Annotated in this window: 36 protein-coding genes; 4 read left to right on the top strand and 32 right to left on the bottom strand. The window is 67.7% G+C overall.

Annotated features, from left to right (window positions below):
• Window positions 1-20: 20 nt before the first annotated feature.
• On the top strand, window positions 21-416 hold the full coding sequence (locus tag DU484_RS15035) for a universal stress protein (protein WP_114606341.1): 396 nt from the start codon (window positions 21-23) through the stop codon (window positions 414-416).
• Here the strand turns inward: DU484_RS15035 and DU484_RS15030 are convergent.
• The 4 genes from DU484_RS15030 to DU484_RS15015 all read right to left on the bottom strand — a co-directional run bounded on the left by DU484_RS15030 (window position 408) and on the right by DU484_RS15015 (window position 3,224).
• Window positions 408-1,628 carry an ornithine cyclodeaminase gene (locus tag DU484_RS15030; RefSeq protein WP_114606340.1) on the bottom strand — a complete coding sequence of 407 codons (1,221 nt, stop codon included), beginning with the start codon at window positions 1,626-1,628 and terminating at the stop codon, window positions 408-410. The genes DU484_RS15035 and DU484_RS15030 overlap by 9 nt on opposite strands.
• A gap of 41 nt (window positions 1,629-1,669) precedes the next feature.
• Window positions 1,670-2,581, bottom strand: coding sequence for an alpha/beta hydrolase (locus tag DU484_RS15025; protein WP_114606339.1), 912 nt, complete (start codon window positions 2,579-2,581; stop codon window positions 1,670-1,672).
• A gap of 1 nt (window position 2,582) precedes the next feature.
• Complete coding sequence (locus DU484_RS15020) at window positions 2,583-2,921, bottom strand: hypothetical protein (protein WP_114586762.1); 339 nt, start codon at window positions 2,919-2,921, stop codon at window positions 2,583-2,585.
• 99 nt (window positions 2,922-3,020) lie between these two features.
• A complete protein-coding gene (locus DU484_RS15015; RefSeq protein WP_114586761.1) occupies window positions 3,021-3,224 on the bottom strand; it encodes a hypothetical protein in 204 nt (67 codons plus the stop codon).
• Between the two features lie 253 nt (window positions 3,225-3,477).
• On the opposite strand from DU484_RS15015, the gene DU484_RS15010 reads away from it, so the two are divergent.
• Window positions 3,478-5,385 (top strand): SLC13 family permease, encoded by a 1,908-nt coding sequence (locus DU484_RS15010; protein ID WP_262342915.1) that lies wholly within the window; start codon window positions 3,478-3,480, stop codon window positions 5,383-5,385.
• Between the two features lie 40 nt (window positions 5,386-5,425).
• The gene (locus DU484_RS15005; protein WP_114586760.1) at window positions 5,426-5,932 is read left to right on the top strand and encodes a macro domain-containing protein; all 507 of its coding nucleotides are present in this window, start codon (window positions 5,426-5,428) and stop codon (window positions 5,930-5,932) included.
• Window positions 5,933-6,024: 92 nt separating this feature from the next.
• Here DU484_RS15005 and DU484_RS15000 read toward each other — a convergent pair whose 3' ends face one another.
• From DU484_RS15000 to DU484_RS14990, 3 genes are read right to left on the bottom strand one after another with little or no spacing between them, the layout of a single operon-like run.
• Window positions 6,025-6,852, bottom strand: a complete 828-nt coding sequence (locus tag DU484_RS15000) for a BtpA/SgcQ family protein (RefSeq protein WP_222844856.1) — start codon at window positions 6,850-6,852, stop codon at window positions 6,025-6,027.
• 1 nt (window position 6,853) lies between these two features.
• On the bottom strand, window positions 6,854-7,597 hold the full coding sequence (locus DU484_RS14995) for an N-acyl homoserine lactonase family protein (protein ID WP_114586758.1): 744 nt from the start codon (window positions 7,595-7,597) through the stop codon (window positions 6,854-6,856).
• 33 nt (window positions 7,598-7,630) lie between these two features.
• Window positions 7,631-7,867 carry a MoaD/ThiS family protein gene (locus DU484_RS14990; protein ID WP_157969374.1) on the bottom strand — a complete coding sequence of 79 codons (237 nt, stop codon included), beginning with the start codon at window positions 7,865-7,867 and terminating at the stop codon, window positions 7,631-7,633.
• 77 nt (window positions 7,868-7,944) lie between these two features.
• Between DU484_RS14990 and DU484_RS14985 the strand changes: the two genes are divergently transcribed.
• A complete protein-coding gene (locus tag DU484_RS14985; protein ID WP_157969373.1) occupies window positions 7,945-8,226 on the top strand; it encodes a ubiquitin-like small modifier protein 1 in 282 nt (93 codons plus the stop codon).
• Window positions 8,227-8,312: 86 nt separating this feature from the next.
• Here the strand turns inward: DU484_RS14985 and DU484_RS14980 are convergent, their stop codons facing one another.
• The 25 genes from DU484_RS14980 to DU484_RS14860 all read right to left on the bottom strand — a co-directional run bounded on the left by DU484_RS14980 (window position 8,313) and on the right by DU484_RS14860 (window position 23,465).
• Entirely contained in the window at window positions 8,313-9,986 is a 1,674-nt protein-coding gene (locus tag DU484_RS14980; protein ID WP_114606338.1) for an aldehyde ferredoxin oxidoreductase family protein, read from the bottom strand.
• Window positions 9,987-10,078: 92 nt separating this feature from the next.
• The gene (gene secY / locus DU484_RS14975) at window positions 10,079-11,548 is read right to left on the bottom strand and encodes a preprotein translocase subunit SecY (protein WP_114606337.1); all 1,470 of its coding nucleotides are present in this window, start codon (window positions 11,546-11,548) and stop codon (window positions 10,079-10,081) included.
• Between the two features lie 4 nt (window positions 11,549-11,552).
• Window positions 11,553-12,047, bottom strand: coding sequence for an uL15m family ribosomal protein (locus tag DU484_RS14970; RefSeq protein WP_114606336.1), 495 nt, complete (start codon window positions 12,045-12,047; stop codon window positions 11,553-11,555).
• A complete protein-coding gene (rpmD, locus tag DU484_RS14965; protein WP_114606335.1) occupies window positions 12,044-12,508 on the bottom strand; it encodes a 50S ribosomal protein L30 in 465 nt (154 codons plus the stop codon). The genes DU484_RS14970 and rpmD overlap by 4 nt, the downstream gene beginning before the upstream one ends.
• Window positions 12,508-13,164: a 30S ribosomal protein S5 gene (locus DU484_RS14960; protein WP_114586751.1), complete on the bottom strand. Its 657-nt coding sequence runs from the start codon at window positions 13,162-13,164 to the stop codon at window positions 12,508-12,510. The genes rpmD and DU484_RS14960 overlap by 1 nt, the downstream gene beginning before the upstream one ends.
• Entirely contained in the window at window positions 13,154-13,714 is a 561-nt protein-coding gene (locus tag DU484_RS14955) for a 50S ribosomal protein L18 (protein ID WP_114606334.1), read from the bottom strand. Before DU484_RS14955 ends, DU484_RS14960 begins: the two co-directional genes overlap by 11 nt.
• Window positions 13,714-14,172, bottom strand: coding sequence for a 50S ribosomal protein L19e (locus DU484_RS14950; protein ID WP_114606333.1), 459 nt, complete (start codon window positions 14,170-14,172; stop codon window positions 13,714-13,716). Before DU484_RS14950 ends, DU484_RS14955 begins: the two co-directional genes overlap by 1 nt.
• On the bottom strand, window positions 14,169-14,882 hold the full coding sequence (locus DU484_RS14945; RefSeq protein ID WP_114586748.1) for a 50S ribosomal protein L32e: 714 nt from the start codon (window positions 14,880-14,882) through the stop codon (window positions 14,169-14,171). The genes DU484_RS14950 and DU484_RS14945 overlap by 4 nt, the downstream gene beginning before the upstream one ends.
• Window positions 14,883-15,416, bottom strand: coding sequence for a 50S ribosomal protein L6 (locus tag DU484_RS14940; RefSeq protein ID WP_114586747.1), 534 nt, complete (start codon window positions 15,414-15,416; stop codon window positions 14,883-14,885).
• Window positions 15,417-15,418: 2 nt separating this feature from the next.
• The gene (locus tag DU484_RS14935) at window positions 15,419-15,811 is read right to left on the bottom strand and encodes a 30S ribosomal protein S8 (RefSeq protein ID WP_114586746.1); all 393 of its coding nucleotides are present in this window, start codon (window positions 15,809-15,811) and stop codon (window positions 15,419-15,421) included.
• Window positions 15,812-15,813: 2 nt separating this feature from the next.
• Window positions 15,814-15,996, bottom strand: a complete 183-nt coding sequence (locus DU484_RS14930) for a 30S ribosomal protein S14 (RefSeq protein ID WP_114586745.1) — start codon at window positions 15,994-15,996, stop codon at window positions 15,814-15,816.
• Window positions 15,993-16,520: a 50S ribosomal protein L5 gene (locus tag DU484_RS14925; protein WP_114606332.1), complete on the bottom strand. Its 528-nt coding sequence runs from the start codon at window positions 16,518-16,520 to the stop codon at window positions 15,993-15,995. The genes DU484_RS14930 and DU484_RS14925 overlap by 4 nt, the downstream gene beginning before the upstream one ends.
• Window positions 16,517-17,233 carry a 30S ribosomal protein S4e gene (locus DU484_RS14920; protein ID WP_114606331.1) on the bottom strand — a complete coding sequence of 239 codons (717 nt, stop codon included), beginning with the start codon at window positions 17,231-17,233 and terminating at the stop codon, window positions 16,517-16,519. Before DU484_RS14920 ends, DU484_RS14925 begins: the two co-directional genes overlap by 4 nt.
• Window positions 17,230-17,586: a 50S ribosomal protein L24 gene (gene rplX, locus DU484_RS14915; RefSeq protein WP_114586742.1), complete on the bottom strand. Its 357-nt coding sequence runs from the start codon at window positions 17,584-17,586 to the stop codon at window positions 17,230-17,232. The genes DU484_RS14920 and rplX overlap by 4 nt, the downstream gene beginning before the upstream one ends.
• Window positions 17,583-17,981 carry a 50S ribosomal protein L14 gene (locus tag DU484_RS14910; RefSeq protein ID WP_049936020.1) on the bottom strand — a complete coding sequence of 133 codons (399 nt, stop codon included), beginning with the start codon at window positions 17,979-17,981 and terminating at the stop codon, window positions 17,583-17,585. Before DU484_RS14910 ends, rplX begins: the two co-directional genes overlap by 4 nt.
• On the bottom strand, window positions 17,981-18,307 hold the full coding sequence (locus tag DU484_RS14905) for a 30S ribosomal protein S17 (RefSeq protein WP_114449705.1): 327 nt from the start codon (window positions 18,305-18,307) through the stop codon (window positions 17,981-17,983). Before DU484_RS14905 ends, DU484_RS14910 begins: the two co-directional genes overlap by 1 nt.
• The gene (locus DU484_RS14900) at window positions 18,298-18,687 is read right to left on the bottom strand and encodes a ribonuclease P protein component 1 (RefSeq protein WP_114606330.1); all 390 of its coding nucleotides are present in this window, start codon (window positions 18,685-18,687) and stop codon (window positions 18,298-18,300) included. The genes DU484_RS14905 and DU484_RS14900 overlap by 10 nt, the downstream gene beginning before the upstream one ends.
• A complete protein-coding gene (gene rpmC / locus DU484_RS14895; RefSeq protein ID WP_114586740.1) occupies window positions 18,687-18,890 on the bottom strand; it encodes a 50S ribosomal protein L29 in 204 nt (67 codons plus the stop codon). Before rpmC ends, DU484_RS14900 begins: the two co-directional genes overlap by 1 nt.
• Complete coding sequence (locus tag DU484_RS14890; RefSeq protein ID WP_114586739.1) at window positions 18,890-19,837, bottom strand: 30S ribosomal protein S3; 948 nt, start codon at window positions 19,835-19,837, stop codon at window positions 18,890-18,892. The genes rpmC and DU484_RS14890 overlap by 1 nt, the downstream gene beginning before the upstream one ends.
• The gene (locus DU484_RS14885; RefSeq protein ID WP_114586738.1) at window positions 19,837-20,298 is read right to left on the bottom strand and encodes a 50S ribosomal protein L22; all 462 of its coding nucleotides are present in this window, start codon (window positions 20,296-20,298) and stop codon (window positions 19,837-19,839) included. The genes DU484_RS14890 and DU484_RS14885 overlap by 1 nt, the downstream gene beginning before the upstream one ends.
• 3 nt (window positions 20,299-20,301) lie before the next feature.
• Window positions 20,302-20,724, bottom strand: coding sequence for a 30S ribosomal protein S19 (locus DU484_RS14880; RefSeq protein WP_114586737.1), 423 nt, complete (start codon window positions 20,722-20,724; stop codon window positions 20,302-20,304).
• Entirely contained in the window at window positions 20,724-21,446 is a 723-nt protein-coding gene (locus DU484_RS14875) for a 50S ribosomal protein L2 (protein ID WP_114606329.1), read from the bottom strand. Before DU484_RS14875 ends, DU484_RS14880 begins: the two co-directional genes overlap by 1 nt.
• Window position 21,447: 1 nt before the next feature.
• Window positions 21,448-21,702 carry a 50S ribosomal protein L23 gene (locus tag DU484_RS14870; RefSeq protein WP_114586736.1) on the bottom strand — a complete coding sequence of 85 codons (255 nt, stop codon included), beginning with the start codon at window positions 21,700-21,702 and terminating at the stop codon, window positions 21,448-21,450.
• A complete protein-coding gene (gene rpl4p, locus DU484_RS14865) occupies window positions 21,699-22,445 on the bottom strand; it encodes a 50S ribosomal protein L4 (protein ID WP_114606328.1) in 747 nt (248 codons plus the stop codon). The genes DU484_RS14870 and rpl4p overlap by 4 nt, the downstream gene beginning before the upstream one ends.
• A gap of 3 nt (window positions 22,446-22,448) precedes the next feature.
• Complete coding sequence (locus tag DU484_RS14860; RefSeq protein WP_114586734.1) at window positions 22,449-23,465, bottom strand: 50S ribosomal protein L3; 1,017 nt, start codon at window positions 23,463-23,465, stop codon at window positions 22,449-22,451.
• Window positions 23,466-23,467: the final 2 nt, after the last annotated feature.

The raw sequence follows: 23,467 nt of genomic DNA, 5'->3' as shown, positions 1-23,467 counted from the left end.
CGCGGCGCGACTACCCGCCCATGACCGTCTACGTCGTCGGCACCGACACCGTCGATACGAGCGCCGCGCTGTGTGACTACCTCGACGGCCGCGTCGACGCGGCCGATACGATCCACGCCGTCAACTCCCTCCCGGGCGGTGAGCGGACCGACGCGACCGACGTGCGCGACGGCGAGGACGCGATCAACGTCGTCCGGTCGCGACTCGGCGCCCGCGCGACGGTCGAGACCCACCAGTTCGTCCGCGGTAACGCCTCTCACGAGGACCTCCTCGCCCACGCCGACGAGGTGGCCGCGGACGAACTCGTGATCGGCGTCCGCAAGCGCAACCCGACCGCCAAAGTCGTCTTCGGGAGCACGGCCCAGGCGGTCCTCCTGCGCACCGCACGTCCCGTCGCCATCGTGCCCTTAGTCTAACACCGTCTCGGCCAGCGTCGGCACGAACGTCCCCACGTCGGTGACCATGCCCACGGCCTGTGAACTCCCCCGGTCGAGCAACTGCGTCACCGTCGCCGGGTCGATGTCGACACAGACCACCTTGGTCGTCGAGGGAAGACAGTTTCCGACCGCCACCGAGTGCAGGAGCGTCGAGAGCATCAGCACCATATCCGCCCGGTGGGCCTGCTCCCGGATGGCGTTCTGTGCCTCGACGGCGTCCGTGATCGTCTCCGGGAGCGGCCCGTCGTCCCTGATCGATCCCGCGAGGACGTACGGTACGTCCCCGACCACGCACTCGTACATCACGCCGTCCTCGACCAGTCCCTCCTCGACGGCGGCCTCGATGCCGCCGGCCCGGATCACTTCGCTGATCGTGTAGATGTGGTGTTTGTGCCCCTTGCGCGGGTGTTCGAGCGTCTCGATGTTCATCCCGAGCGACGTGCCGTAGATGGCGCGTTCGAGGTCGTGGACCGCGAAGCCGTTGCCCGCGCTGAGGGCGTCGACGTACCCCTCGCGCACGAGGCGGGCGAGGGCCTCGCCGGCGCCGGAGTGGATCACCGCCGGCCCCGCGACGACGAGTATCCGCCCTCCTTCGGCTTTCGTCTCGACCAGCGCCTCGGCCACCCGCTCGATGAGCGACCGGGAGGGGCGTTCGCTGGAGACGCCGCCCTGCATGAATCCGAAGGGACCGCCGCCGTCGCGGGGTCGATCCGGCGGATCGACCCGAACGCCCGCCTCCCCGGTCACCACCAGATCACCCGCTCGAACGGCGTTCAGCGTCGCCGTGTACGCCCGCGGGCCGTCGGGGTCGACGACGACGGCACAGTCCATCTCGATACGCTCCACGTCGAGCCATTCCCCCGCGTGGCGAACCTGTGTCGGGTGGTTGGTCGTCGAGTAGAAGCCGGTCGGCACCACCCGATCCGCGGGCGCCGGATCGAGCGTCGCGTCCACGGGGTCCGAGAGGTTCGCCCCGTTCTGGTGGAGTTCGTGCAGGATCGACCGCAGCCGTCCCTCGTTCGGCGCGCTCACCCGCAGTCGACAGTACGACTCCTCCTCTTTGTGGCGGCCGACGTCGAACGCCTCCACCTCGAACTCCCCGCCCAGATCCATGACGAGGCCGAAACACCGGCCCATCGTCCCCGAGTCGATGATGTGGCCCTCCAGCTCCACGGTTTTCGTGTGGGTCATTACCACACGGGAGGGGCGAACGGCGTATCAGGGTTGCGGACCTATCGCTCGTCGAACACGTCGTCGAGGAAGACGGTCTGGTGAGCGGCGGCCGTCTCGAACGCCGGGCCGAGCGGGTCGACGTGGTCGCCGGGGAGACGGAGGAACGTCGACCCCTCGATCCGGTCGGCGGCGTCGGCGACGACGCCGGGCGCGGCCACGTCGTCGTCGGTCGCGGCCAGCAGGAAGGTCGGAGCGGTCACCTGCTCCGCGTCGTCGAGGGGCCGGTACCGAAACAGGGAGAGCAGCCCGCGAGCGGGCGTCTCGTTGTGCCAGTCGCTCTCCGGCGGGATGGCGTCGAGATACGTGTCGCCGGCCGGGCGCGGCAGGACGCCGAACTCGTCGCGCCCGCCGACGACGGGGACGGTGTGGGTGCGCCCGAGCGGGGCGCCCAGTCGGTCGCGGAGTCCCGCGCCCACCGCCCGCGCGAGGTACCGGGGCGAGCGACTCCGGGCGAACGCCCGCCCGTCGAGCAGGGGGGCAATGGCGACGACGGCCGCTACGCGCCGGTTCGCGGCCACCCGTATCGCGTGGCCGCCGCCGAGGCCGAACCCCCAGAGGACGATCCGCCGCCGCTCGCCGCCGAGCGTGCGGACCCGGTCGACCGCCGCGTTCCAGTCGGCGACCTGTCCGGCGGGGTCGACGAGGTTGCGTGGCTCCCCCTCGCTCTCGCCGACGCCGCGGTAGTCGAAGACGAAGGCGGCGTAGCCGGCGCGGGCGAACCGCTCGGCGTAGCGCGGGTAGCCGAACGACCCCTCCGCCGCCAGCTCCGGCCCCAGGACGATCACGGGCGGGGTCGCGGGGCGGTCCGGCCGGTAGAGCCGACCGCGACACGTCCGGCCCTCGCTCTCGAAGGCGAGCGTCGTCGTCGCGACGTCGAAGCGGCGCCGGGGTGGTGTCGCGGTCACCGCCATCTTACAGGTCTTTCTCGAGCGTCTCGAGGACGCGCGTCGAGAACTCGGTCTCGGAGATGCGGTAGTCGCGCAACCCCTCGAACCACTCCGCCTTCGCGTACCAGGTGTTCATCACCTCGTCCTCGAACCGGAGGACGGTCGCCTCGACCCGACTCGGCTCCCACTCGCTCTCCTCCTGTAAGTCGATGAAGGCGTTCAACACCTTCCCCATCTCCATGTGGTTGACCTCCTCGCCCGGATACGCGGTGATGTAGGACAGTTCGACGGGGTCGACGTCCCCGATGTCGTGGACGTCGACGCCGAAGTTTCGCAGTTCCTCCTCGAGTTCGGATTCGTCCATCGTACCCGACCTTGCACCTCGGCGGTCAAAACCCTTGCCGGATCGGCGGTGGGCGCGCCGCTGTTCGGCGTGCGAGGACAGGGTAGAAAGGGGGGACCGTCAGTTCGCGCCGGGCTTCGGTCCGAGTCCGCCGCGGTCGATCATCGGGATCATCGTCTTCGGCTCCGGCGTCGGTTCCGGCTCCGGTCGGTCACGGCGGCCGTCGGTCGTCGGACCGCTTCCGGAGCGGGGCTGCAGGGGGATGACGGGATCGACGGTGATTGTGGATCGGTTCTTCGGGGTCGTGCGTCGGGACGTGCTCATTGGGTTAGGTCGTATGCTGGATCGGTTGTGGAACTGCACTGCGTCATCGAACCACGATCAGCATACGAGTGCGACGCGTTGCATCGTAACTCCTCCAAAGTGCCCATCCATAATAAACCTTCATGATCGTTACTGCCGGAAATCATGGTAACAGCCCCCACGATTCGACTCCGCACGTCGGTATGTTGAATGCCTTCGGTCACTTCCATCCGGCGAAGACGTGTCTCTCCCCGGATTCTCGCTCTCGGAGACGGTGCTGGCGACGCCGATGCCGGCGGTGACGACCGACACCCTCGTCGTCTTCGGCATCGTCGCCCTCGCGCTCGTCCTCTTCGTTACCGAACTCCTCCCCATCGACGTGACGGCCATCTTCATCATGGTCCTCCTGATGATTCTCGGCCCCGACGGCGTGGTGAACCTCACCCGCATCTCGACTGCCGAGGGCATCTCGGGCTTTTCCAACCCCGCGACGATCACCGTCCTCGCGATGCTCATCCTGAGTTCGGGCATCAGCCGCACGGGCCTCGTCCAGATTCTCGGCCGGAAGATGGCCGCCTTCGCCGGCGAGGACCGCAACCGGCAGCTGCTCGCCACCATCGGCGTCGCCGGTCCCGTCTCGGGGTTCATCAACAACACGCCCGTCGTCGCCATCCTCGTCCCCGTCATCACCGACCTCGCGCACGCGGGCAAGACGTCGCCCTCGAAACTCCTCTTGCCGCTCTCCTACGCCTCGATGTTCGGCGGGATGCTCACCCTCATCGGCACCTCGACGAACATCCTCGCGAGCGACGTGTCGGCCCGCCTCCTCGGCCACCCCTTCTCCATGTTCGAGTTCACCTCCCTCGGCGTCATCGTCCTCGTCGCCGGCAGTCTCTATCTCATGACCGTCGGGCCCTACCTCCTCCCCGAGCGCGTCCCCGTCGAGGACGACTACGTCCAGGAGTACGCCATCGAGGAGTATCTGACCGAAGTCGTCGTCGAACCCGACTCGCCGCTCGTCGGTCGGACCGTCGGCACCGCCATCACCCACGTCGACTTCGACGCCGACATCCTCCAGGTCGTCCGCGACGGCGACGAGTTCATCGAACCGCTCGGCCAGTTGACGATCCGCGCGGGCGACGTGCTCCGGCTTCGCGCCGACCGCGACACGCTCGGGCGACTCGTCGAGCGGGACACGCTCACGCTCACCGGTCACCCACCGCAGACGGGCGAGGAACTCGAACCCGAATCCGAGACGGCCCAGACCCTCGTCGAAGTCGTCATCCCCCGCGGCTCCTTCCTCGCGGGCAAGTCGCTCGCGAGTTCGACGTTCCGCCAGCGCTACGACGCGAACGTCCTCGCCTTCCGGAGTCGGGGTGAAACCGTCCGCGATCACATGGACCGCCGCCGCATCCGCGTGGGCGACACCCTCCTCATCCAGGCGGCGCCGGACAGCATCGACCGCCTCGCCGACAACGAGGACTTCATCGTCGCCCACGAACCGGACGAACCCCACTACCGGACGGAGAAGATACCCCACGCCGTCGCCATCATGCTCGGCGTCGTCGGCTTCGCCGCCGTCCCGTGGGCGTCGGTCGGTGAGGCCCTCGTCGCCGCCACCGGCGTCGGCGCCTTCACCGCGCTCGGCGCCCTCTCCTTGCCCATCCTCGTCACCGCGCTCGCGGGCGTCGTCGCCATGGTCGCGACGGGCGTCCTCGCACCCACCGAACTCTACGACGCCGTCGAGTGGGACGTGATCTTCCTGCTGGCCGGCGTCATCCCGCTCGGAATCGCGCTCGAACAGACCGGTGGCGCCGACATCCTCGGCGCTCTCGTCGCCGCGACCGGAACCGTCCTCCCCGCCGTCGGCGTCCTCTGGGTGTTCTACCTCGCCACCGGCCTCATCACCGGCGTCATCTCGAACAACGCGAGCGTCGTGTTGATGCTTCCCGTCGCCGTCGAGGCCGCGGGGCGGATCGGCGCCGACCCCTTCTCCTTCGTCCTCGCGGTCACCTTCGCCGCCTCCACCGCCTTCCTCACGCCCGTCGGCTACCAGACCAACCTCTTCGTCTACGGTCCCGGCGGCTACAAGTTCACCGACTACATCCGGGTCGGCGCGCCCCTCCAGCTGTTCCTCTCGGTGGTGACCGTCGCCGGCATCGTCGTGCTGTGGGGGCTGTAGCCGCCGGACGCTTTTGTCCGCACCGCCCGTACACCCGCCTATGGATTTCACCGTCGTTCAGGGCGACATCGCCGCACAGTCCGCCGACGCGTTGGTGAACGCCGCGGGGACCAGTTTACGGATGGGCAGCGGGGTGGCCGGCGCACTCCGTCGGGGTGCCAACGGCCCGATCAACGAGGAGGCCACGTCGAAGGGACCGGTCGACCTCGGCGGCGTCGCCGTCACCGACGCCTACGAGTTGGGCGCCGACTATGTGATCCACGCCGCCGCCATGCCCCACTACGGAGACGGGCGCGCGACCGAGACGAGCATCCGCGAGGCGACACGCGGCAGCCTCGACCGCGCCGACGAACTCGGCTGTGCATCGCTCGTGATCCCCGTCCTCGGCACCGGCGCCGCCGGCTTCGACTTCGAGACGGGCGCCCGCTACGTCTGCGAGGAGGTTCGGGACCACGAGCCGACGACGCTCGACGACGTGCGCGTGATCGCCTACTCCGAAGACGACGCCGAGACGCTTCGGCGCGTCGCCGCCGAGGTGCAGGGCTGATACGGATTGTTGTAACTGTGTACCGGTGGTTCGCCAGGACGGTGGGCGAACCACCGGTACTGACTTACAACAGACCGTATGAGCCGGTCCGATCACCGAACCGCGTCCGCCGCCTCGACCAGCCGCTCGACCCGGCCGATCGACACCGGCCGTCCGGCCTCGCCGTCCGCCTCCAGCGCGCTCCCGACGATCACTCCGTCCGCCGCCGAGAGTGCGTCGCCGACGGTGTCGGCGGTCACGCCGCTCCCGACGAACACCGGCGCGTCCAGTCCCCGGTCGTCGCGCGCCGCGACCGCCGCCCGGACGTCGTCGTCCGCGGTGGCCCGTCCGGTCCCCGATCCGCTCACGATCACGCCGTCCGCGAGGCCGCGTTCGACGGCGTCTCCGAGGAGCTCGGGGGTGATCCCCGACGCCCGTCCACCCAGCGGCGCCGAGTGCTTGACGCCCACGTCCGCGAGCACGCGCACGTCGGCGTCGAGGCGGTCGCGCAGTCGCATCGTCTCGTGGGCTTGTCCCTCCAGTACCCCCTGATCCGCCACTCGCGCCCCGACGTGGACGTTGACGCGGACGAAGGCGGCGCCCGTCGCGGCCGCGACGGCCACCGCGGACGGGCCGTCGTTGCGAAGGACGTTCACGCCGACCGGCCGGTCGGTCGCCTCTCGGACCGTCCCCACGAGCGCCGTCAACTCCGCGACGACGTGTCGCGGGACGGAGCCGGGGTAGAACGGCGCGTCGCCGAAGTTCTCCACCAGCAGGGCGTCGACGCCGCCCGCGTCGAGGCGCTCGGCGTCCCGGCGCGCGGCCGCGCGAATCGCCTCGCGACCCCCCGTGTCGTCGTAGCCGGGGGCGCCGGGGAGTGCCGGCAGGTGAACCATGCCCACGATGGGTCGAGAAGCGCCGAAGACGGCTTCGGTGTCCACGCTACACCAACCCCGCCGGCTCCGCGTCCAGAATTCCCCACTCGTGGCCCGGCAGGAGTCGATCCGCGCGGTCGAGCACCTCGTTCGCGCTCTCCCACCACGCGAGGTCGTCCATCGGCAGCCCCGGCACCGGGTCGCCGTCGTCGGGGACGTTCTCGAACGTCTGGACTGCGTCGACGGCGACGACCGTCGTCCCGCCGTCCTCCTCGACCGCCACCGACTGGTGACCGACCGTATGTCCGGGCGTCGGGAAGGCGGTGATCCCCGGAGCGAGTTCCGTCTCGCCGCCGAGCGCCGTCAGATCGACCGTCAGCCACGGCGGCTCCCGGCCTAGGGATTTGGCCTCGTAGCGGTCCGCGTGCAGCGGATACGGGGCGACCGCGTACGCGAGTTCTTCGCGCTGGACGTAGATGTCCGTCTCGCACTCGTCGAACGGGCCGAGGTTGTAGCAGTGATCCCAATCGAGGTGGCTGAGGACGACGGCGTCCACGTCTGCCGGTGTATAGCCCTCGTCGTCGAGGATGGATTCGAGATCCTGCCCCGGTTCGCGGTGACACCCGTAACCCGGGTGACGCCGGTCCATCAGCTCCACCGAACCGAAGCCCGTGTCGACGAGGATGGTCTCCTCGGCCTCGATCAGGTAGGTGATCGAGGGTGCTTCGACGACGCCGCTCCGGTTCCCGACGAGGAGTCGCTCGTCGACGCGGAAGGAGCCACAGCAGTGGGGGGTAACCGTCGGTGTCATGATCGGAGGTGGCGCGGGCGCGACATAAACGCCTCACTCCCGCATCGGCGACTGTGAGAGCGCGAGTGTGTCGCCGTCCGACAGCGCCGCGTCGGCGGCGGCGTGGCTCCCGTTCACCAGCACGACGAGGCCGCCGGAGAACGACTCCGTCGCGATGGAGAGGGCCGCGCGAGCGTCGCCGACCGTCGCGTCGTCGGCCAGCGACAGAGTCTGGGCGTGATCGCCGACCGCCGCCGCTACCTCGCCGTAACACCGAACCTCGATGCGCACGAGCGATGGTCGGACACCAAACACAAAACCACTTCGGACGGACAGCTACAAGCCGTCGCGGCCGTCGTCTACAGACGATGGAGGTCCACTTCGATTTCTTCGGCCCGATGCGGGACGCTGTGGGACGAAAGCGTGTCACCCGGACGTTCGACGGGACGACGACGGTCGACGCCGCCCTCGAGTCGCTCTGTGTGGCGTTCGACGGCCTCACGGATCACCTCCGCGACGACGACGGTGGCTGGACTCGGCAGGTGACGGTGACGGTCGACGGGACGAACGTCCGGCAGTTGGACGGGTACGGGACGACGCTGTCCGACGGCGACGTGGTGCGTCTCGCCCCACCGGTCGTCGGCGGCTGAGCTGTCAGACGATTCGTTGTCACTCGTTGCCGGTGGTCACCAAGACGGGGTGGCGACCAACCGGGAAACAGTTGCATCACTCCGTCTCAGTCGTCGGCGGCGGCGTACTCGCCGACGAGGTCGTCGGAAACCGTTCCGTCCGTGTTCCACCCGCGCAGGGCATAGTATTCGTCCAGTGCATCCTCTATTCCCGGGAGGTCGTAGGGGAGCGTGTCGGCCTCGCGGTCCATCCCCCGCTTGTTGTTGAAGTGGCGTTCGAGTTCGACGATCCGGGCACCCACCTCCTGCAGGTCCTCGTAGTCACACTCGAACAGCGCCTCCAGCGTCTCCTCGGTCACGTGATCGGTGCCGCCGGCGAAGGCACAGACGATCCCCGAGTCCCGGATGGCGGCGTGATTCTCGCGTCGCACCACGAGTTCCGGCTTTCCATCCAACGTCTCAGGGTCGACCTCCCCGGCGTACTCGACGCGGAGCGTCGTGGAGTACATGTGGTCGCCGCCACGGTTGGCAACGGCGTAGCTGAGTCCCTGGCCGTGGAGGACGCGACCGTCGTGGGCCGCGAACTCCATGTCCTTGACCGTGTAGTTCCGCACGCCGAGTTCGTCGGCGGCCCGCGAAATCCCCTCCGCGAGCAGGTCACCGACGCCCTCACGAGTCGCAATCTTTTCGACCGTCTCGTGGACCAACTCGGCGTTGCCGAACTCGTCTTTCGACGCGAGATAGGCGGCGACCACGTTACCACAGGAGATGGTGTCCAGTCCGTAGACGTCACAGAGCTCGTTCGACTTCATCACGTCGACGATGTCGCCGATTTCGCAGTTGCTTCCGAAGGAAAACACCGTCTCGAACTCCGGACCCTCCGTCTCCAGTCCCGTCGCCTCGTCCCGCGTGGGAAGTTTACAGGCGAAGGCACACACTGAACACGACCCCTTTCGGTACTTCTTCTCCTCGACGGCGTCGCCGCCGATTGCGTCCGCGTGTTCGAAGCTGTACTTCTCGAAGTACCGCGTCGGGAGCGAGAAGTTGTCGTTGATGAACTCCGTCCCGCCCGTAGTCCCCTGTCGCCGCATCAGGTCGTCGGAGGTAGCCGCGGCGCTGTGGACCTCCCGCTGGACGTCCTCGGGAAGATCGAGATCCGGTGCGGCGTCGCCCTCGAAGGTAATCGCCTTCACGTTTTTCGACCCGAGGACTGCGCCCATCCCACCCCGGCCGAACGCCCGGCTCTCGTAGGTCATCACGCACGCGAACCGGACCTGGTTCTCGCCCGCAGGGCCGATACAGACGACGTTTTCGGCGTCCAGATTCCGCTCTCGTTGCACGTACGCCGTCACCTCGGGCACCGTCGCGCCTCGGAGTTCGGGTGCCTCGACGAACTCGACGCCCTCGTCGGTCACGTGGATCACGAGCAACTCGTCGGCCGCGCCGACGACTTCAACCGCCGAATGCCCCGTGTCGACGAAGTTCCGCGAGAGATACCCGCCGGCGTTCGTCGAGAGGAGGCCGTCGGTCAGCGGCGACAGCCCCGTGCAGTTCATCCGACCGGTGAACGACATCCCCGACTGCTGGAGCGGGCCGGATGCGAAGTATATCCGATTGTTCGGACCCAGCGGGTCCGCGTCGTACGGGATGCGATCGTGTGCAAGCTTCGTACAGAGCCCCCGGCCGCCGACGAACGACCGTCGCTCCTCGGTCACGCCGACAGTCGTCGCCTCCCGGTCGCCTGCGTCGATCTCGAGTAGTGGCCCCTTGACGTGGTTCATCGCACCTCTCTACCGTCTCGGTGGTGAAAAGAGTGTTTCGCAGGGGGTGTGTGCCGGCGGGCGTGCGCCGCCGGAAATCGCCGGTGTGTGCGTTACTTCGAGCCGAACATCTGGCGCATCATCGGGTGCATCTCCATCAACTGCTCTTCCGCGATCTCCTCGTACAGTTTGTACGTGATGGAGACGGTGAGCAGGAGACCCGTACCCGAAACTTGCCCGATGGTGCCGAGCATGTTGGCGCCGACGGCGAGCAGGCCGACGAGGGCGCCGCCGATGACGGTCACCTGCGGGATGTAGCGCTCCATGACCTTCTCGATGACCTGCGGGTTACGCCGGAAGCCGGGGATCTGCATCCCGGAGTTCTGGATCTGCTGGGCGGTCGCTTCCGGGCCCATCCCGGTCGTCTCCACCCAGAAGATGGCGAAGATGGCGCCCCCGACGACCATGATGAAGAGGTCGAGCCCCACGCGGATCATGATCTGCCACGGCTCGGCGGCGGTGCCGGCGAGCCACCACATCCAGTCGTTGCGCGTCTGGATGGGCGCCAGATAGTAGAACAGTCCGGCGGTGGGCTGGCCGTTGCTGTACTGCCCGAGCCACGCCGGCATCTGGTTCCACGTGCTGTTGAGGATGCGCCCGGCGAACTGGATGTTCGCCTGCAGGGCGCGCACGAGGATCATGGGCAGGACGCTCGCGTAGATGAGCTTCACCGGGAAGCGACCGCGGGCGCCCTTGACGCGGGCGTGCGAGAGGGGGATCTCGACGCGGACGCTCTCGGCGTAGACGACGATGCCGAAGATGAGTACCGTCGTCACCAGCGCGAGCAACTGCCCCTGACCGAGCAGGAGCGCCTGCAGCCCCTGTGCGGTCAGCGGCGAGGCGATCTCCTGAGCGCCGGTCAGGATGGCGAACCACGTCGGGAAGAAGCCGGGCGTACCGCCCAGCCCTTCCCACGCGAACAGTCCGCCGACGAGCTGCTGGCTCACGCCGGCGATGATGAACAGCCCGACGCCGGAGCCGACGCCCCACTTGCTGACGATTTCGTCCATGAACAGGATGAGGATACCGCCGACGGCAATCTGGACGAACAGCAGGGTCTGGACGCCACCGAGACCGATCCCCAGCGACTGACCAACGGCGGGATCGGCCGGCAGGAAGTTGCCCGCAAAGACCATCGGCAGCCCCGTCAGACAGATCATCACGACCACCAGCAGCTTCTGGAGGCCCTGATACAGCACCTGATCGCGGGGGTCGTCCGTGTCGAGACCGAGCAGGTCGGCCCCGCCGAGCAACTGCAGGACGATGCTCGCCGTGACGATGGGGCCGATCCCCAGCTGGAGGATCGAGCCCTGCGATCCGGCGAGGATCGACCGGAAGCGACCGAACAGGTCGCTCTGCGTGCCCGCGTCCAGCCCGAACAGCTGGACGTTCGTCAGGAAGAAATACAACACGAGGACGCCCGCGGTCCAGCCGAGCTTCCGCCGGAAGGGGACGTGCCCCTCCGGCCGCGTGACTGAGGGCATCCGCGTCAGCACCGGTTCGGCGGTCTCCTTCCATCCCATGGGTTTACTCCTCGTCCGACTCCTCGGAGTCGTCGGCCTCGTCGGCCGCCGCCGCCTCGCCGCGCTCGGAGAGGTCGGCGCTGCCACCGGCCGATTCGATCTTTTCGACCGCCCTCGCAGTGAACGCGTCCGCGACGACCGACAGTTCGTTGCGAACCTGCCCGTCGCCGAGCACCTTCACCACGTCGGCGTCGTAGCCGTCGTCGGCCACGTCGCGGGCGTCGATGTGGTAGCCACCGTCGGCCTCTTCAGCGAGCCCCTCTGCGACGTAGAGGACGGCGTTCTCGTCGAGTTCCTGCACCGTCACCTCGACGACGTCGTCTTTCGCGCTCTCGGGGCGCGAGAAGCCGTGTTTGCCGATCGGTTCGTAGTTGTGGAACTCGTGTTTGGATCGGCCCGCGCGGCCACGGCCGCCACGGTGACCGGCGCCGCGCCGGTTCTTGTGGGTACCGCCACCGTGTGTCCGGGAGCCGCGCTGGCGCTTTTTCTTGTTCGTCATCGCATGGCCTCCAGCAGTCGGTCGATCTCCTCGGTCGAGTGCTTGCCGAGCTGACCGCCCTCGACCGTCGGGTGTTTGACGCCCTCGTGGCCGCCACGCGGCGGGTGGAGCCGGATCGACGGGGCGAGCCCCGCGTCGCGGAGCGTCGTCTCCTCGTCGACCAGCGCCGCCGCCAGTTCGTCCACGTCGGCGTAGTCGGTGTTCGCTGCGACCCACTCGTCGTCGATGTCGGCCGAGCCTTCGAGGGGTTCGGCGCGATTCCGAACGAGCGTCGCGACCACGTCCGCCGACGGCTCGCCGTGGGCGACGTAGTCGTTCACCTTCGTGATCATGCCGCGGTAGGTGTCGGTCTCGGGCACCAGCGTACACTGGTTGACGGCGTGCAGGTTGAGCATCGAGAGCGTATCCTGCACGTCACCGGAGATGTTCACCTCGCCGCGAATCTGGACGAGCGCTTCCATCACTCGTTCACCTCGGTTTCGGTCTGTTTGCGGCGTGCCCGCCGGGGCGTCCGCGACTGTGACGCGTTCTGGAGCGCGTTGTACGTCGCCTTCGCGAGGTTGACCGTCGTCCGGGTGTTGCCCGTCGACTTCGTCCAGGCGTCCTGCACGCCCGCGAGTTCGAGGATGTTCCGCACCGTCGGGGCGGCCGCCAGCCCCAGCCCCTGCGGGGCGGGGATGATCTCGACCGTCACCGAGCCGGCTTTCCCCGTCGCCTTCCGGGTCAGGGAGTTGACGCCGCCGGCGCGGTCCTCCCAGGACCCCGACCCGCGGTCGACCTCGATGATGTTCAGCTTGGCCACGTCGATGGCCTTCTGGATGGCGGAGCCGACCTGATCGTCGCGGGCCTCGGCGTAGCCGAGGTAGCCGTCGCGGTTGCCCACCGCGACGACACACCGGAACTTCACCCGGCGCCCGGAGTCGGTCATCCGCTGGACCATGTTGATGTCCAGCACCTCGTCGTCCAGCCCCGGCAGGAGCTGATCGACGATTTCGGCCTCCTTCAGCGGGAGCCCGGATTCGAGGGCCGCCTTCATCGACGAGATGTCGCCGTCCTGTACCTTGCGGCCGAGCCGCGTGCGCGGTTCCCAGCCGTCGCCGTAATCGTTACTGCTCATTGTCCTCCATCAGTCGTTCGCGCACTTCGTCGAAGTGCTCGGGGAGCTCCGTCGCGTCGAAGTCGCCGCCGTACAGCGGTTCGTCCAGCTGTTCGGCGTACTCGGCGATGTGCTCGCCGCGGTTGCGCGACCAGTCCGCGAGGACGCTCTCGCTGTGCGGGATGTCGAGTCCCGCGTCGATTGCGCCTTCCTGTACTGCGAACACCTTGTTCCCGGGCGTCGCCGTGTTGAGACCGATGTCGAGGACGGCCTCCGTGAGGCCGGCGTCGAGCGCGCGGAGTCCCGCGAGGTAGCCCGTGAGGTACGCGCTGGGGAGGTTGCCCGTCGGGGCGTCCCAGCCGTACTCCGCGAGGTCCTCGGAGGAGGCGGCCGCGTGCGTCTCGTCACCGCTCGGACCGGGGGTGATCAGCTGCGCCCTGACGTGCCGGTTGCTCACGCGAGCGACCAGGCGGGGCTTGCCGGATTTCAGCAGGCGCAACCTCTGGTGGTAGTCGGTTCGGTCCTCGCGGCGGCGCCGCATCGGGACCTTGTATCGTGGGCCTGTTGCCATCAGTCGTTCACCTCCACGTCGTAGTTGTTCTCGATGTACGCTTCGAGTCGCGCCACGCTCTCGAACTCGCCACCGCCAGCCTTGTTGTAGAGCTCGCGGTACTGCGTTCGGTCGAGCGGGCCGTCGTCGCGCAACTCGCGCAGACGACGCCGCTGGGCGCGGATGCGACTCGTCCAGTTCTCCTTGCTGTTCTCGCGTGCGCCGGCGGTCCCACGACGGGTGCCGGCACCGGTGCGGTGGCCGTAGGCCTGTTTGTCCGCTCGCTCGCGGGCACGGCCACGCGAGTTGTTCGAGGAGCCCTTCTGCTGGATCGTGCCCTCGTCGACGAGGTCACGGATGTCCTCGCGGGTGATCGCGTCCGCGATTTCGCTCTGGGCTTCGGGGTCGAACCACACGCGGTCCTTGCCCACGTCGAGCACGTCGGCCGCGAGCCGTTTCTGTGCGCTCAGGTCCGTCATGCTTCCTCCTCCACTTCGACTTCGACGTACGTCGGGTTGAGGACGCGAATCTCGCGGTCCTCACAGACGTCCTCGATGCGTTCGCGCTTGCGCGCGCCCACGCCGCTCGCGATACGGACGGCCTCCGTGTCGGGGTCGACCCCCTCCAGGTCGTCCGTGTTGTGGACGCGAATCTCCTCGAAGCCGCTGGGGTGCAGGCCGCGCGCGGCCGTCGGCGAGCGGTAGCCCGCCTCGACGGTCGCGCCCTTACCTTTGATCCCGCGGCGCTGTTTCGAGAGGTTCCCACGCGGCTTCCGCCACGAGGTCGGGGTGCGCTTTTTCTTGTGGTAGTCCTGCCGGTTGAACTGCGGCTTGCCCTGCCGGTGTTTCTGCACCAACGCGCGGGCGGCCTCGTCGTCGAGGTCGGGAGTCTTGTCGGCGTGGCCGCGCGGGCGCAGCTCCGTCTCGACTTCCTCCGTCTCCTCGGTCTCCGCCGGCTCTTCCTCTTCGACTTCGGCTTCGGTCTCCTCGCTGACTTCGAGACCACCGACGTCGGCCTTGATACGCGCGGCGAGCGCGTTGCCGATGCCGTCGATGTCGGCCAGTTCGGACTGGCTCGCGGCCTTGAGGTCCTCGATGGACTCGTAGCCGGCCTCGCGGAGCGCCTCCGCCTTCGACGGCCCGACGCCGCCGATGTCTTCGATGGACTGGATGTCGTCGTCTGCGCTCATTTATGCCCCACCTCGGGGTTTCTGGGTGATGTAGACGCCGTCCTGGAAGACGCGGGTGTCCTTGTCGTTGACGCGTGTCAACTGTTCGATGTCGGCGGCCGTCTGTCCGACGGCCTCCTTGTCGGGACCGGAGAGGGTGATCTCCTCGCCGTCGACCTGTACCTGCGTGTCGCCGCGAATCTGGACCGTCCGCGGCGCGCGTTCGCCGAGGAAGTTCTCGATGACGACTTCGTCGCCCTCGACGGTGACCTGCATCGGGAAGTGGGCGTAGAAGATCTCCATCTCGTACTCCCATCCCTCGGTCACGCCGTAGAACATGTTCTCGACGTGGCTCTCGAAGGTGCCGAGCGTCGCGCGCGTGTTGGCGTCGTCGGCCTCGCTCTCGATCACCACGCTGTCACCGTCCACCGACACCGACACGTCGGGGTACCAGAGGCGTCGCGTGACGCTCCCGTTCGGCCCCTCGACGGTCAGGTCGAGGTGGTCTATCTCGGCGGACACGTCGTCCGGAATCGTGAGTGCTGTTCGGTTCATCGTTAGTAGACGTACGCGATCACCTGGCCACCGATGCCCTGTTCGCGGGCCTCGTAGTGGCTCATGACGCCGTGACTGGTCGTGACGACGAGTGCCCCGTAGTCGCGGGCGGGGAGATACCGCTTCTCCCACTTTTCGTACTCGTCGGCGCCCGCGGAGTAGCGGGGCTTGACGACGCCACAGTGGTTGATCGCACCTTTCAGTTCGATCTCGAAGCGACCGGATTTGCCGTCGTCGACGAACTCGAATCCGTCGATGTACCCGCGGTCGTAGAAGACCTCGAGTACCGAGCCGATCACGTTCGAGGCGGGCTGTACCGTGTGGGACAGATGTCCCACGCTCTCGGCGTTGTCGAGCCCCGAGAGCGCGTTCGAGAGGGGGTCGTTCCCTGCCATTGTTATCGATACTTCTTGAAGCCCATGTCGCGCGCGACCTCTCGGAAGCACTGCCGACACAGGAAGATGTCGTACTTGCCGACGAGCCCCTGCTTGCGGCCGCACCGACGACACTGGTGGCGGTCGTCGGTCCGCGGCGAGGCGTGCTCACCGGTCACGTCGCGTTCGTCTTGTGATTCACTCATTGCGTGACCTCCACGTCGAAGTTGGCCTCGATGAAGGCGACCGCGTCGTCGGCGTCGAGTCGGTGGGCCGACGGGATCGACCGCGACACCTTGTCGCGCTTGGCGACACGGTAGCCCGGTCGAACCAGGTTGACCGTCACGTCGAGCCCGTAGATGCCGACGTTCGGATCGTACTCCTGACTCGGGAACGCGGTGTGTTCCTCGACGCCGAAGCTGAAGTTGCCGGTCTCGTCGAACTGCGACGCCGAGAGGTCGACCAGCGGGAGCGCGGTGTCGAGGAAGTCCGCGGCGTCCGCACCGCGGAGGGTCACCTTCGCACCGATGGGGTCGCCCTCGCGGATGTTGAACTCCTGGACCGTCCGCTTCGCGCTCGTTCGCACGCTCTGCTGGCCGGTGACGTCCTCGAGGATCTCCTCGGCGTCCGCGAGTTCGCGGCCGCCTTCGCCGACGCCCATGTGGACGACGACCTTCTCGATCCGCGGCTCGCGCATCTCGTGGAACTCGGCGGTGTCGCTCTCGCTCATTCGTCAGCCTCCTCCGAGTCGTCCTCGGTGAAGTTCTCGTCGATCACGACGACGTAGTCTTCGACCGTCTCGAAGCCGCCGTCGTCCTGGGACACGGTGACGACGTTGTCACCGCTGCCCGGCGTGACCGTGATCTCCTCGATTTCGCCGATTTCGCCGGCGTGGCTGCCGGCGACGGCGGTCACGAGCGCGCCCTCCTCGTAGACGAAGTGGGCGACGATCTCCTTGTCCTCGTTGTCGATCACGAGCGAGTCGCCGGTGGCGTACTCACTGTCCGCGTCGACGCGAACGTTCGCGCCGTCGTGGAGCGTGAGCTGGACGTCGCCGCCGGTGACCTGCGTCTTGCGGACGATCTTGCCGAGGCGGCTTCCGGCCGCGTCGGCGTCGATGGGGGTCAGCGCGAGTCGACCGCCCTCGTCCGGGAACACGCGGTAGAACTCGTCGCGGTCGCCGAAGGCGAGGATGTCGAACATCCCGATGGGGCGTTCGACGCTCGACGGGACGTCCCCGTTGACGAGCACGCCGCCCTGGTTCAGGGCGTAGTTGGCTTCCTTCCGCGAGTCGACGTAGCCGAGCACGTCCCGCAGGACGATCAGCAGGGGGACCCCTGCCTCGCCGTGCGGGCCGGCACCGGCCTTGACCGTCCACGTCGCGGTCTTCCGTTCGACCGGCCAGGACTTCGGGACCGAGAGTCGTTTCTGATGTCGCGTCATTCGCTATCCTCCTCCAGTCGCGCCCGTCGGCGGTCGTCCTCCAGGTCGAGATCGGTCACGCGAAGGTTGCTCGCGTCGAGCGGCCGGGGCACCTCTTCGCCGTCGGCCTTCTCGACGGTCACACCCTCGACGTGGACGACTTCGTCCGCGAGGTCCACGGCGATCACTTCGGCTTCCTCGCCGGCGTGGTCGCCACGGAGCACCTCGACGGTGTCGCCCGCGTTGACGCGAACCGACCGCTGGCCGTACTGCTCGCGGAGGTCGTCCGCGAGCGTGGATCGGACCTGGTCGTGTCGCTCGTGCAGGGGCGCGTTCCGTGTCTGCGTGCGCTGTTTGCGTGGCTGTCGAGTCATACGATCATCGTTGCCGTCGATGCGATGCTCCCGAAGCGTTCGGCGACTTCGCGTGCGACGGGACCCTTGATCTCGGTCCCGCGAGGCTCTTCCATGTCGTCGATGACGACGGCGGCGTTGTCCTCGAATTTCACGCGCGTGCCGCTGGGTCGGCGGATGGGCTTGCGCTGGCGGACGACGACGGCCTCGAGGACCTGTCGTCGCATCTCCGGCGTGCCCTTGGTGACCGAGACGGTCACCTTGTCACCGATGCCCGCTTTGGGGTGTCGATTCTTGGTTCCGGAGTAGCCCGCGACGCTGATGACCTTCAGCTGCCGTGCGCCCGTGTTGTCGGCGCAGTTGATCAGCGAGCCCTTGGCGAGACCACGGGTGACGTCGGCTTTCAGCGCCTCCATCACTCGTCACCTCCCAGTTTCTCGACGACCACGTGTGATTTGGTCTTCGAGAGGGGCCGGGTCTCCGCGATGCGGACCGTGTCGCCTTCCTCGAGGCCCAGACACGGGGGTGCGTGGGCCGGGATGCGACTCCGGCGTTTCATGTATCGGTCGTACTTCGGAACGCGAACGTCGTACTCGCGTTCGACGACGACCGTCTTTTCCATTGCTGTGGAGGCCACCGTGCCTTCCAGCGTCTGCCCGCGCACGGACAACGAGCCGTGGAACGGACAGTGCTGGTCGGAACAGGCTTCCTCCGGTTCTGTTACGTTCAGTCCTATCGCCATGTGGATACACCTGCCTTCTCGGTTCGCAAGGCGGGTCGTGAGAGCAGTCGTGCGCCATCCACCGTAACGTAGGCCACGTCCTCGCAACCGTTAGACTGACCAGTTCGGCTGGCAGTTTCCGACGGAAGTTCGGACGTGGTCCCCGACGCCTTCGCGGCGTCGGCGGCTTCATCTGTGCGCGGCCGCGGGAGAGCGAATTCGAATGTCGTCCCCTGTTTGGGGAGCTGCCACACCCGATCCCCTTCCACCGAGAGCGTCCCCATCGTCTCGCCGACGACGCGGCCGCTAATCCCGACGGCGTCGGGATTCGTGGACTCGACGACCCGCACGTGCAGGCCGACGAGTTCGTGTCGGGTCAGGGTCTCGGGTGTGAGCGCCATCAGATGTCGCCCTCTTCGCGCTGGATCGTCTTGATCCGCGCGATGGTCTTTTTCAGTTCGCCGATGCGCGAGGGGTCCTCGGGCATCCCGCCGGCGGCCTGGACGGCCTTGGCGTTCAGCAGTTCCGTCTCGAGGTCCTCGAGTTCCGCCTCCCGTTCGGCGGGCGTCATGTCGCGAATCTCCGCGACGTGCAGGATCGCCATTATGCGTCCTCCTCCTCGTCTTCGTCGTCGTCGGCTTCCATCTCTTCGACGAGATCGGCCGCCTCGTCCATCGTCTCCTCGTCGACGTCCTCGTCGAGGTCGTCGGAGTCGTCCGCGGCCTCGTCGGCCTCGGCTTCGTCCTCGTCCTCGTCTTCCTCATCCGGGAGTTCCTCTTCGACGACTTCCTCGACGATCTCCTCGTCGAGGCTCTCCTCGATGTCTTCGGGCGTCTCGGTCGGCACGTCGACCTCCTCGCCCTCGCCGACGTCCGGGATCTCCTCCGGTTCCTCCTCGAGGAGTTCCTCGACGCCGCCGCCGGTTTCGGCCGCCTGCTCGACGGGTTCGACGTCGGCGTCCTCGGCGATCTCGAAGTCGTCCGGGAGTTCGGCGCCCGGCGGGATGATCTTCACCGTCACGCCGATGGTGCCGAGCTTCATCACGGCGACGCCCTGCCCCTCGTCCACGATGGACTCGGCGGGTTCGCCGTTGTGCTTGATGTAGCCCCGGTTGAACTTCTCGACACGCGACCGGGCGCCGGTGACCTTCCCGGACAGGACGATCTCGGCGCCCAGCGCGCCGGCCTCCATGATCCGGTCGATGGTCGTGTGGCCCGCCTTGCGGAAGTACCAGCCACGCTCGAGGGCGTTGGCCAGTCGGTCCGCGACGATGCGGGCGTTGAGGTCGGGTTCGTCGACCTCCTGTACGTCGATCTGGGGGTCGTCGAGGTCGAAGCGCTCCTCGAGTTCGGTGGTCACCTTGCGGATGTTCTTCCCACCCTTGCCGATGACCATGCCGGGCTTCTCGGCCTTGAGGACGATCTGGGTCCCCATCGGGGTCTTGGCGACGTCCATGCCGCCGTAGCCGGCGCGGCCGAGTTCGTCCGCGAAGAATTCGTCGATCTGTGAGCGCTGCAGGCCGTTCTCGATGAACTGGTGTTCGTCAGCCATTATTCCTCGTCCTCCTCGATGATGAGTTCGACGTCACAGAGCGTGGTGTTCCACGGGTCCGCGCGACCGAACGCGCGGGGTTTCCGGCCCTGTCGTTCGCCGACCTTGTGAGCGGCGACGTGTTTGATCGTCATGGCCTCGCCCTCGAAGCCCTGTTCGTCCGCGTTGTTGCGGGCGTTCTCGATGAGCTTCAGGAAGTCCTCGCTGGCCTTCTCGGGGTAGCGACCCGCGTCCCAGCCGTCGATGTCGCTCCGGTGACCGACCCCGGAGTTGTGCTGTTTGAACGGGACCGACTGCTTCTCGTCGATCACGTCGTGCAGGTACGCCTCGGCGTCGGCGACGCTCATACCCTTGATCGCGCGGGCGATGGCCTTGCTGTGCTTGATGCTGATGGGCCGCTCTCGGAGCATCGCCTTGGCGGTCGTCTCCGGGTCGGCCTCGACGCTGTAGTTGATTCCCATGTGTTACTTGAGTGGCACGAACTTCGAGGACCGGGTCGCGCCGATGCCGGCCTGGCCGTGCTCGACCGAGGTTCGGGTGAGCTGGAACTCGCCGAGGTAGTGCCCGATCATCTCGGGTTCGACCTCGACGCGCTGGAACTCCTGGCCGTTGTAGACCGAGAAGGTCAGCCCCACGAACTCGGGCACGATGGGCATGTCACGGAGGTGCGTGCGGATCGGGTCGTTCGCCGTCTCCTCCTCGCCGGCCCCCCGTGCTTTGTCGAGCAGCTTCTCGTGTTCGACCGAGAGCCCTCGGGTGATGGTTCGCCGCATTCGAGCGGGGAGCAGTTCCGCAACCTCGTCGAGCGACATGGACTGCAGCTCGTCGAGCGTGTGACCGCGGTAGGTGAACTCACCCTCGCGGCCGGTTCGGTATTCGGAGCTCATTATTTGTTCCCTCCGCGTCCGGTTCGTTTCGAGGCGATGTCACCCACCTTCCGTCCCGGCGGGGCGTTCCGTGAGACGGACTTGGGCTTGCCGGGGTGCTGGCGGCCGCCGCCACCGAACGGGTGGTCGACGGCGTTCATGGCGACCCCGCGGACCCGCGGCCACTTCGTGCCGCGTGCCTTCATCTTGTGATGTTTGTTGCCGGCCTTGACGAACGGCTTTTCGGTCCGGCCGCCACCCGCGACCACGCCGATGGTGGCGCGACACTGCGGGTTGAGGCGCTTGACCTGACCGCTCGGCAGCTTCACGACCGCCACGCGCTTGTCGTGGGTCATGAGCTGTGCGCTCGTCCCCGAGGCGCGGGCGAACTTGCCGCCGTCGCCGGGGCTGCTCTCGACGTTACAGACCGGGACCCCTTCCGGAATCTCGGCCAGCGGGAGCGTGTTGCCCGGCTTGATCTCGGCGGAGACGCCGACCTGGATCGTCTCGCCGACGGTCACGCCCTCGGGGGCGAGGACCAGCCGCTGGTCCCCGTCCTCGAACTCCACCGCGGCGACGGGCGCCGAGCGGGCGGGGTCGTGTTCGATGTCGACGATTTCGCCACTGATCGTATCGCGCTCTTCGTCCTTCTTGTGACTGAGTTCGGCCTTGTAGCGGTGGCTGGGGGCACGGAAGGTCGGCCCACCGCGACCACGCCGCTGGCCCTGAATGCGTCGTCCCATCTTAGAACACCCCGATTCGCGAGGCGATTTCCTGTGCGTCGTCGTCCTCCGACAGGGCGACGACCGCCTTCTTTTCGCCGCGGGCGGTGATCTGTGTGTTCACCTTCGTGATCGTCACGTCGTAGCGGGACTCGATGGCCTCCGTGATCTCCGGCTTGGTGGCGTCGATGTCGACGATGAACTGGAGCTTGTTGTCGAAGTCCATCTCGTCCATCGCCTTCTCGGTCACCAGCGGATGCTCGATGATCGAGCTCATCGGTCGGCCACCTCCGCGACGGCGCTCTCGGTCCAGACGGTCAGGCGGCCGGCGTGCGTGCCGGGCGCCAGTTCCTCGGCGTTGACCTCCGCGGCCGTCGTCACGTCCGCGCCAGCGAGGTTGCGTGCCGCCTTCGACGGCTCCCCGCTCGTCACGAACAGGATCGAACTCGGCTCGCGGTACTTCCGGCCGCGGGCCTTGCCCTGCCCGGCCTTGATCGTCCGTCCCTCGTCGGCGCGCTCGATGTCCGCGTGGACGCCGAGCGCTTCGAGGACGTCGACGACCTCACGGGTCTTGACCAGATCCTCGAAGTCGTCGCTGACGACGAGCGGCAGGTCGAGATCCGAATCGAACGCGTGCCCGCGCTCGGCCACGCGCTCGGCGTCGGTCGTCGCCGCGATGGCCGACCGGATCGCGAGTTTTCGCTCCTTGTCGTTGATTCCTTTCCCTTGGTCCTTCTCGGCCTTCGGCGGGTGCGCCTTGCGCCCGCCGACGGTCTGGGGGACGCGGGCGCCCTGCCCGTTCTCTCGGGGCACGTGGGCCATCCCGCGACCGCTGCCGAAGGACTCCGCCGGGGTTCGCAGCCCGGCGTAGGGGTCGGCACCGTACGCCTGCTTTCGGTTCGCCTGGGCGGCCAGGACGGCACGCTTGATGAGGTCCGGCCGGTAGGCCGTCTCGAAGACCTCGGGGAGGTCCACCGTGCCCGCATCCTCGCCGTTCAGATCGCGTACTGTTGCTTGCATTGGTTATCCCTGGTTGGATGCGGTGGAAACGTAGCGCACCTCGGGGTCGAGGCGCGGCTGGTCGTTCGGTCGGACGGCGGGACGGAAGCGCAGGAGGCGCTGGTCCGGCCCGGGCAGCGAGCCCTTGACGAGCGCGTACGGCCCGTCGACCTCGCCGTAGTTGACGAAGCCGCCGTCGACGGACGCTTCGTCGCCCTCACCGATGTCGACGAGGCGCTTGTTGAGCTCCGTCCGCTGGTGGTAGCCCGTCTGGCCCTGCTGGGGGACGGTCGAGCGCACGCGGGACGGGTTCCACGGCCCGAGGTTCCCGATGCGTCGCCGCCAGCCCTGCCGGGCGTGCTTGCCCTTCCGCTTCTGGACGCCCCAGCGCTTGACGGGGCCCTGGGTGCCCTTGCCTTTCGTGATGCCGCTCGCGTCCATGTACTCGCCCGCGCGGAACACGTCCGACATGGCGTGTTCCCCGCCCTCCGAGAGGAGGTCGAGCGCGAAGTCGAGGCGCTCGTCGAGCGAGCCACCGCCGACGCGCGTCTCCATCACGTCGGGCTTTTTCTTCGGGACGTTCGCCAACTCGCTCGGCACCGTGTGGGTGATCATCCGCAGGTCGTCGACCTCGCCGCTCTCGACGGCCTCGCGGAGCGCGTCGGCGTCCGCCTCGAAGCTGTTGTCCGCCGGCAGGTCGAGCGTGCGGTCGAGTTCGGGGTGGAACTCGTCGGTCCACACTTCGGTTGCCGGCTTCAGTCCGTACGACGTGTCTTCGTAGGCTCGCAGGGCAACGGCGCGCATCGGCGGCGTCTCGACGACGGTCACCGGGACCGACTCCTCCATCCCTTCGCGGGGGGAGTTGGCCTCGTCGTTGACCATGACGACGTGGGTCATGCCGGCTTTGTAGCCGGCGAAGCCCTGCAGCGCGGGTGCGCCGTCGTCGTCGGGCCACGAGCGAATACGCGGGACTTCGCTAGCCGCGCGCTGGCGCGGGCCGAAGCCCATCGAGCCTTTTCGTGGTCTGCTTGGTTGTGGCATGG

The organism is Haloplanus rubicundus (assembly GCF_003342675.1).
Taxonomy (GTDB): domain Archaea; phylum Halobacteriota; class Halobacteria; order Halobacteriales; family Haloferacaceae; genus Haloplanus; species Haloplanus rubicundus.
The sequence above is the reverse complement of the archived record's forward strand: the minus strand, read 5'-3'. Positions and strand labels throughout refer to the sequence as shown.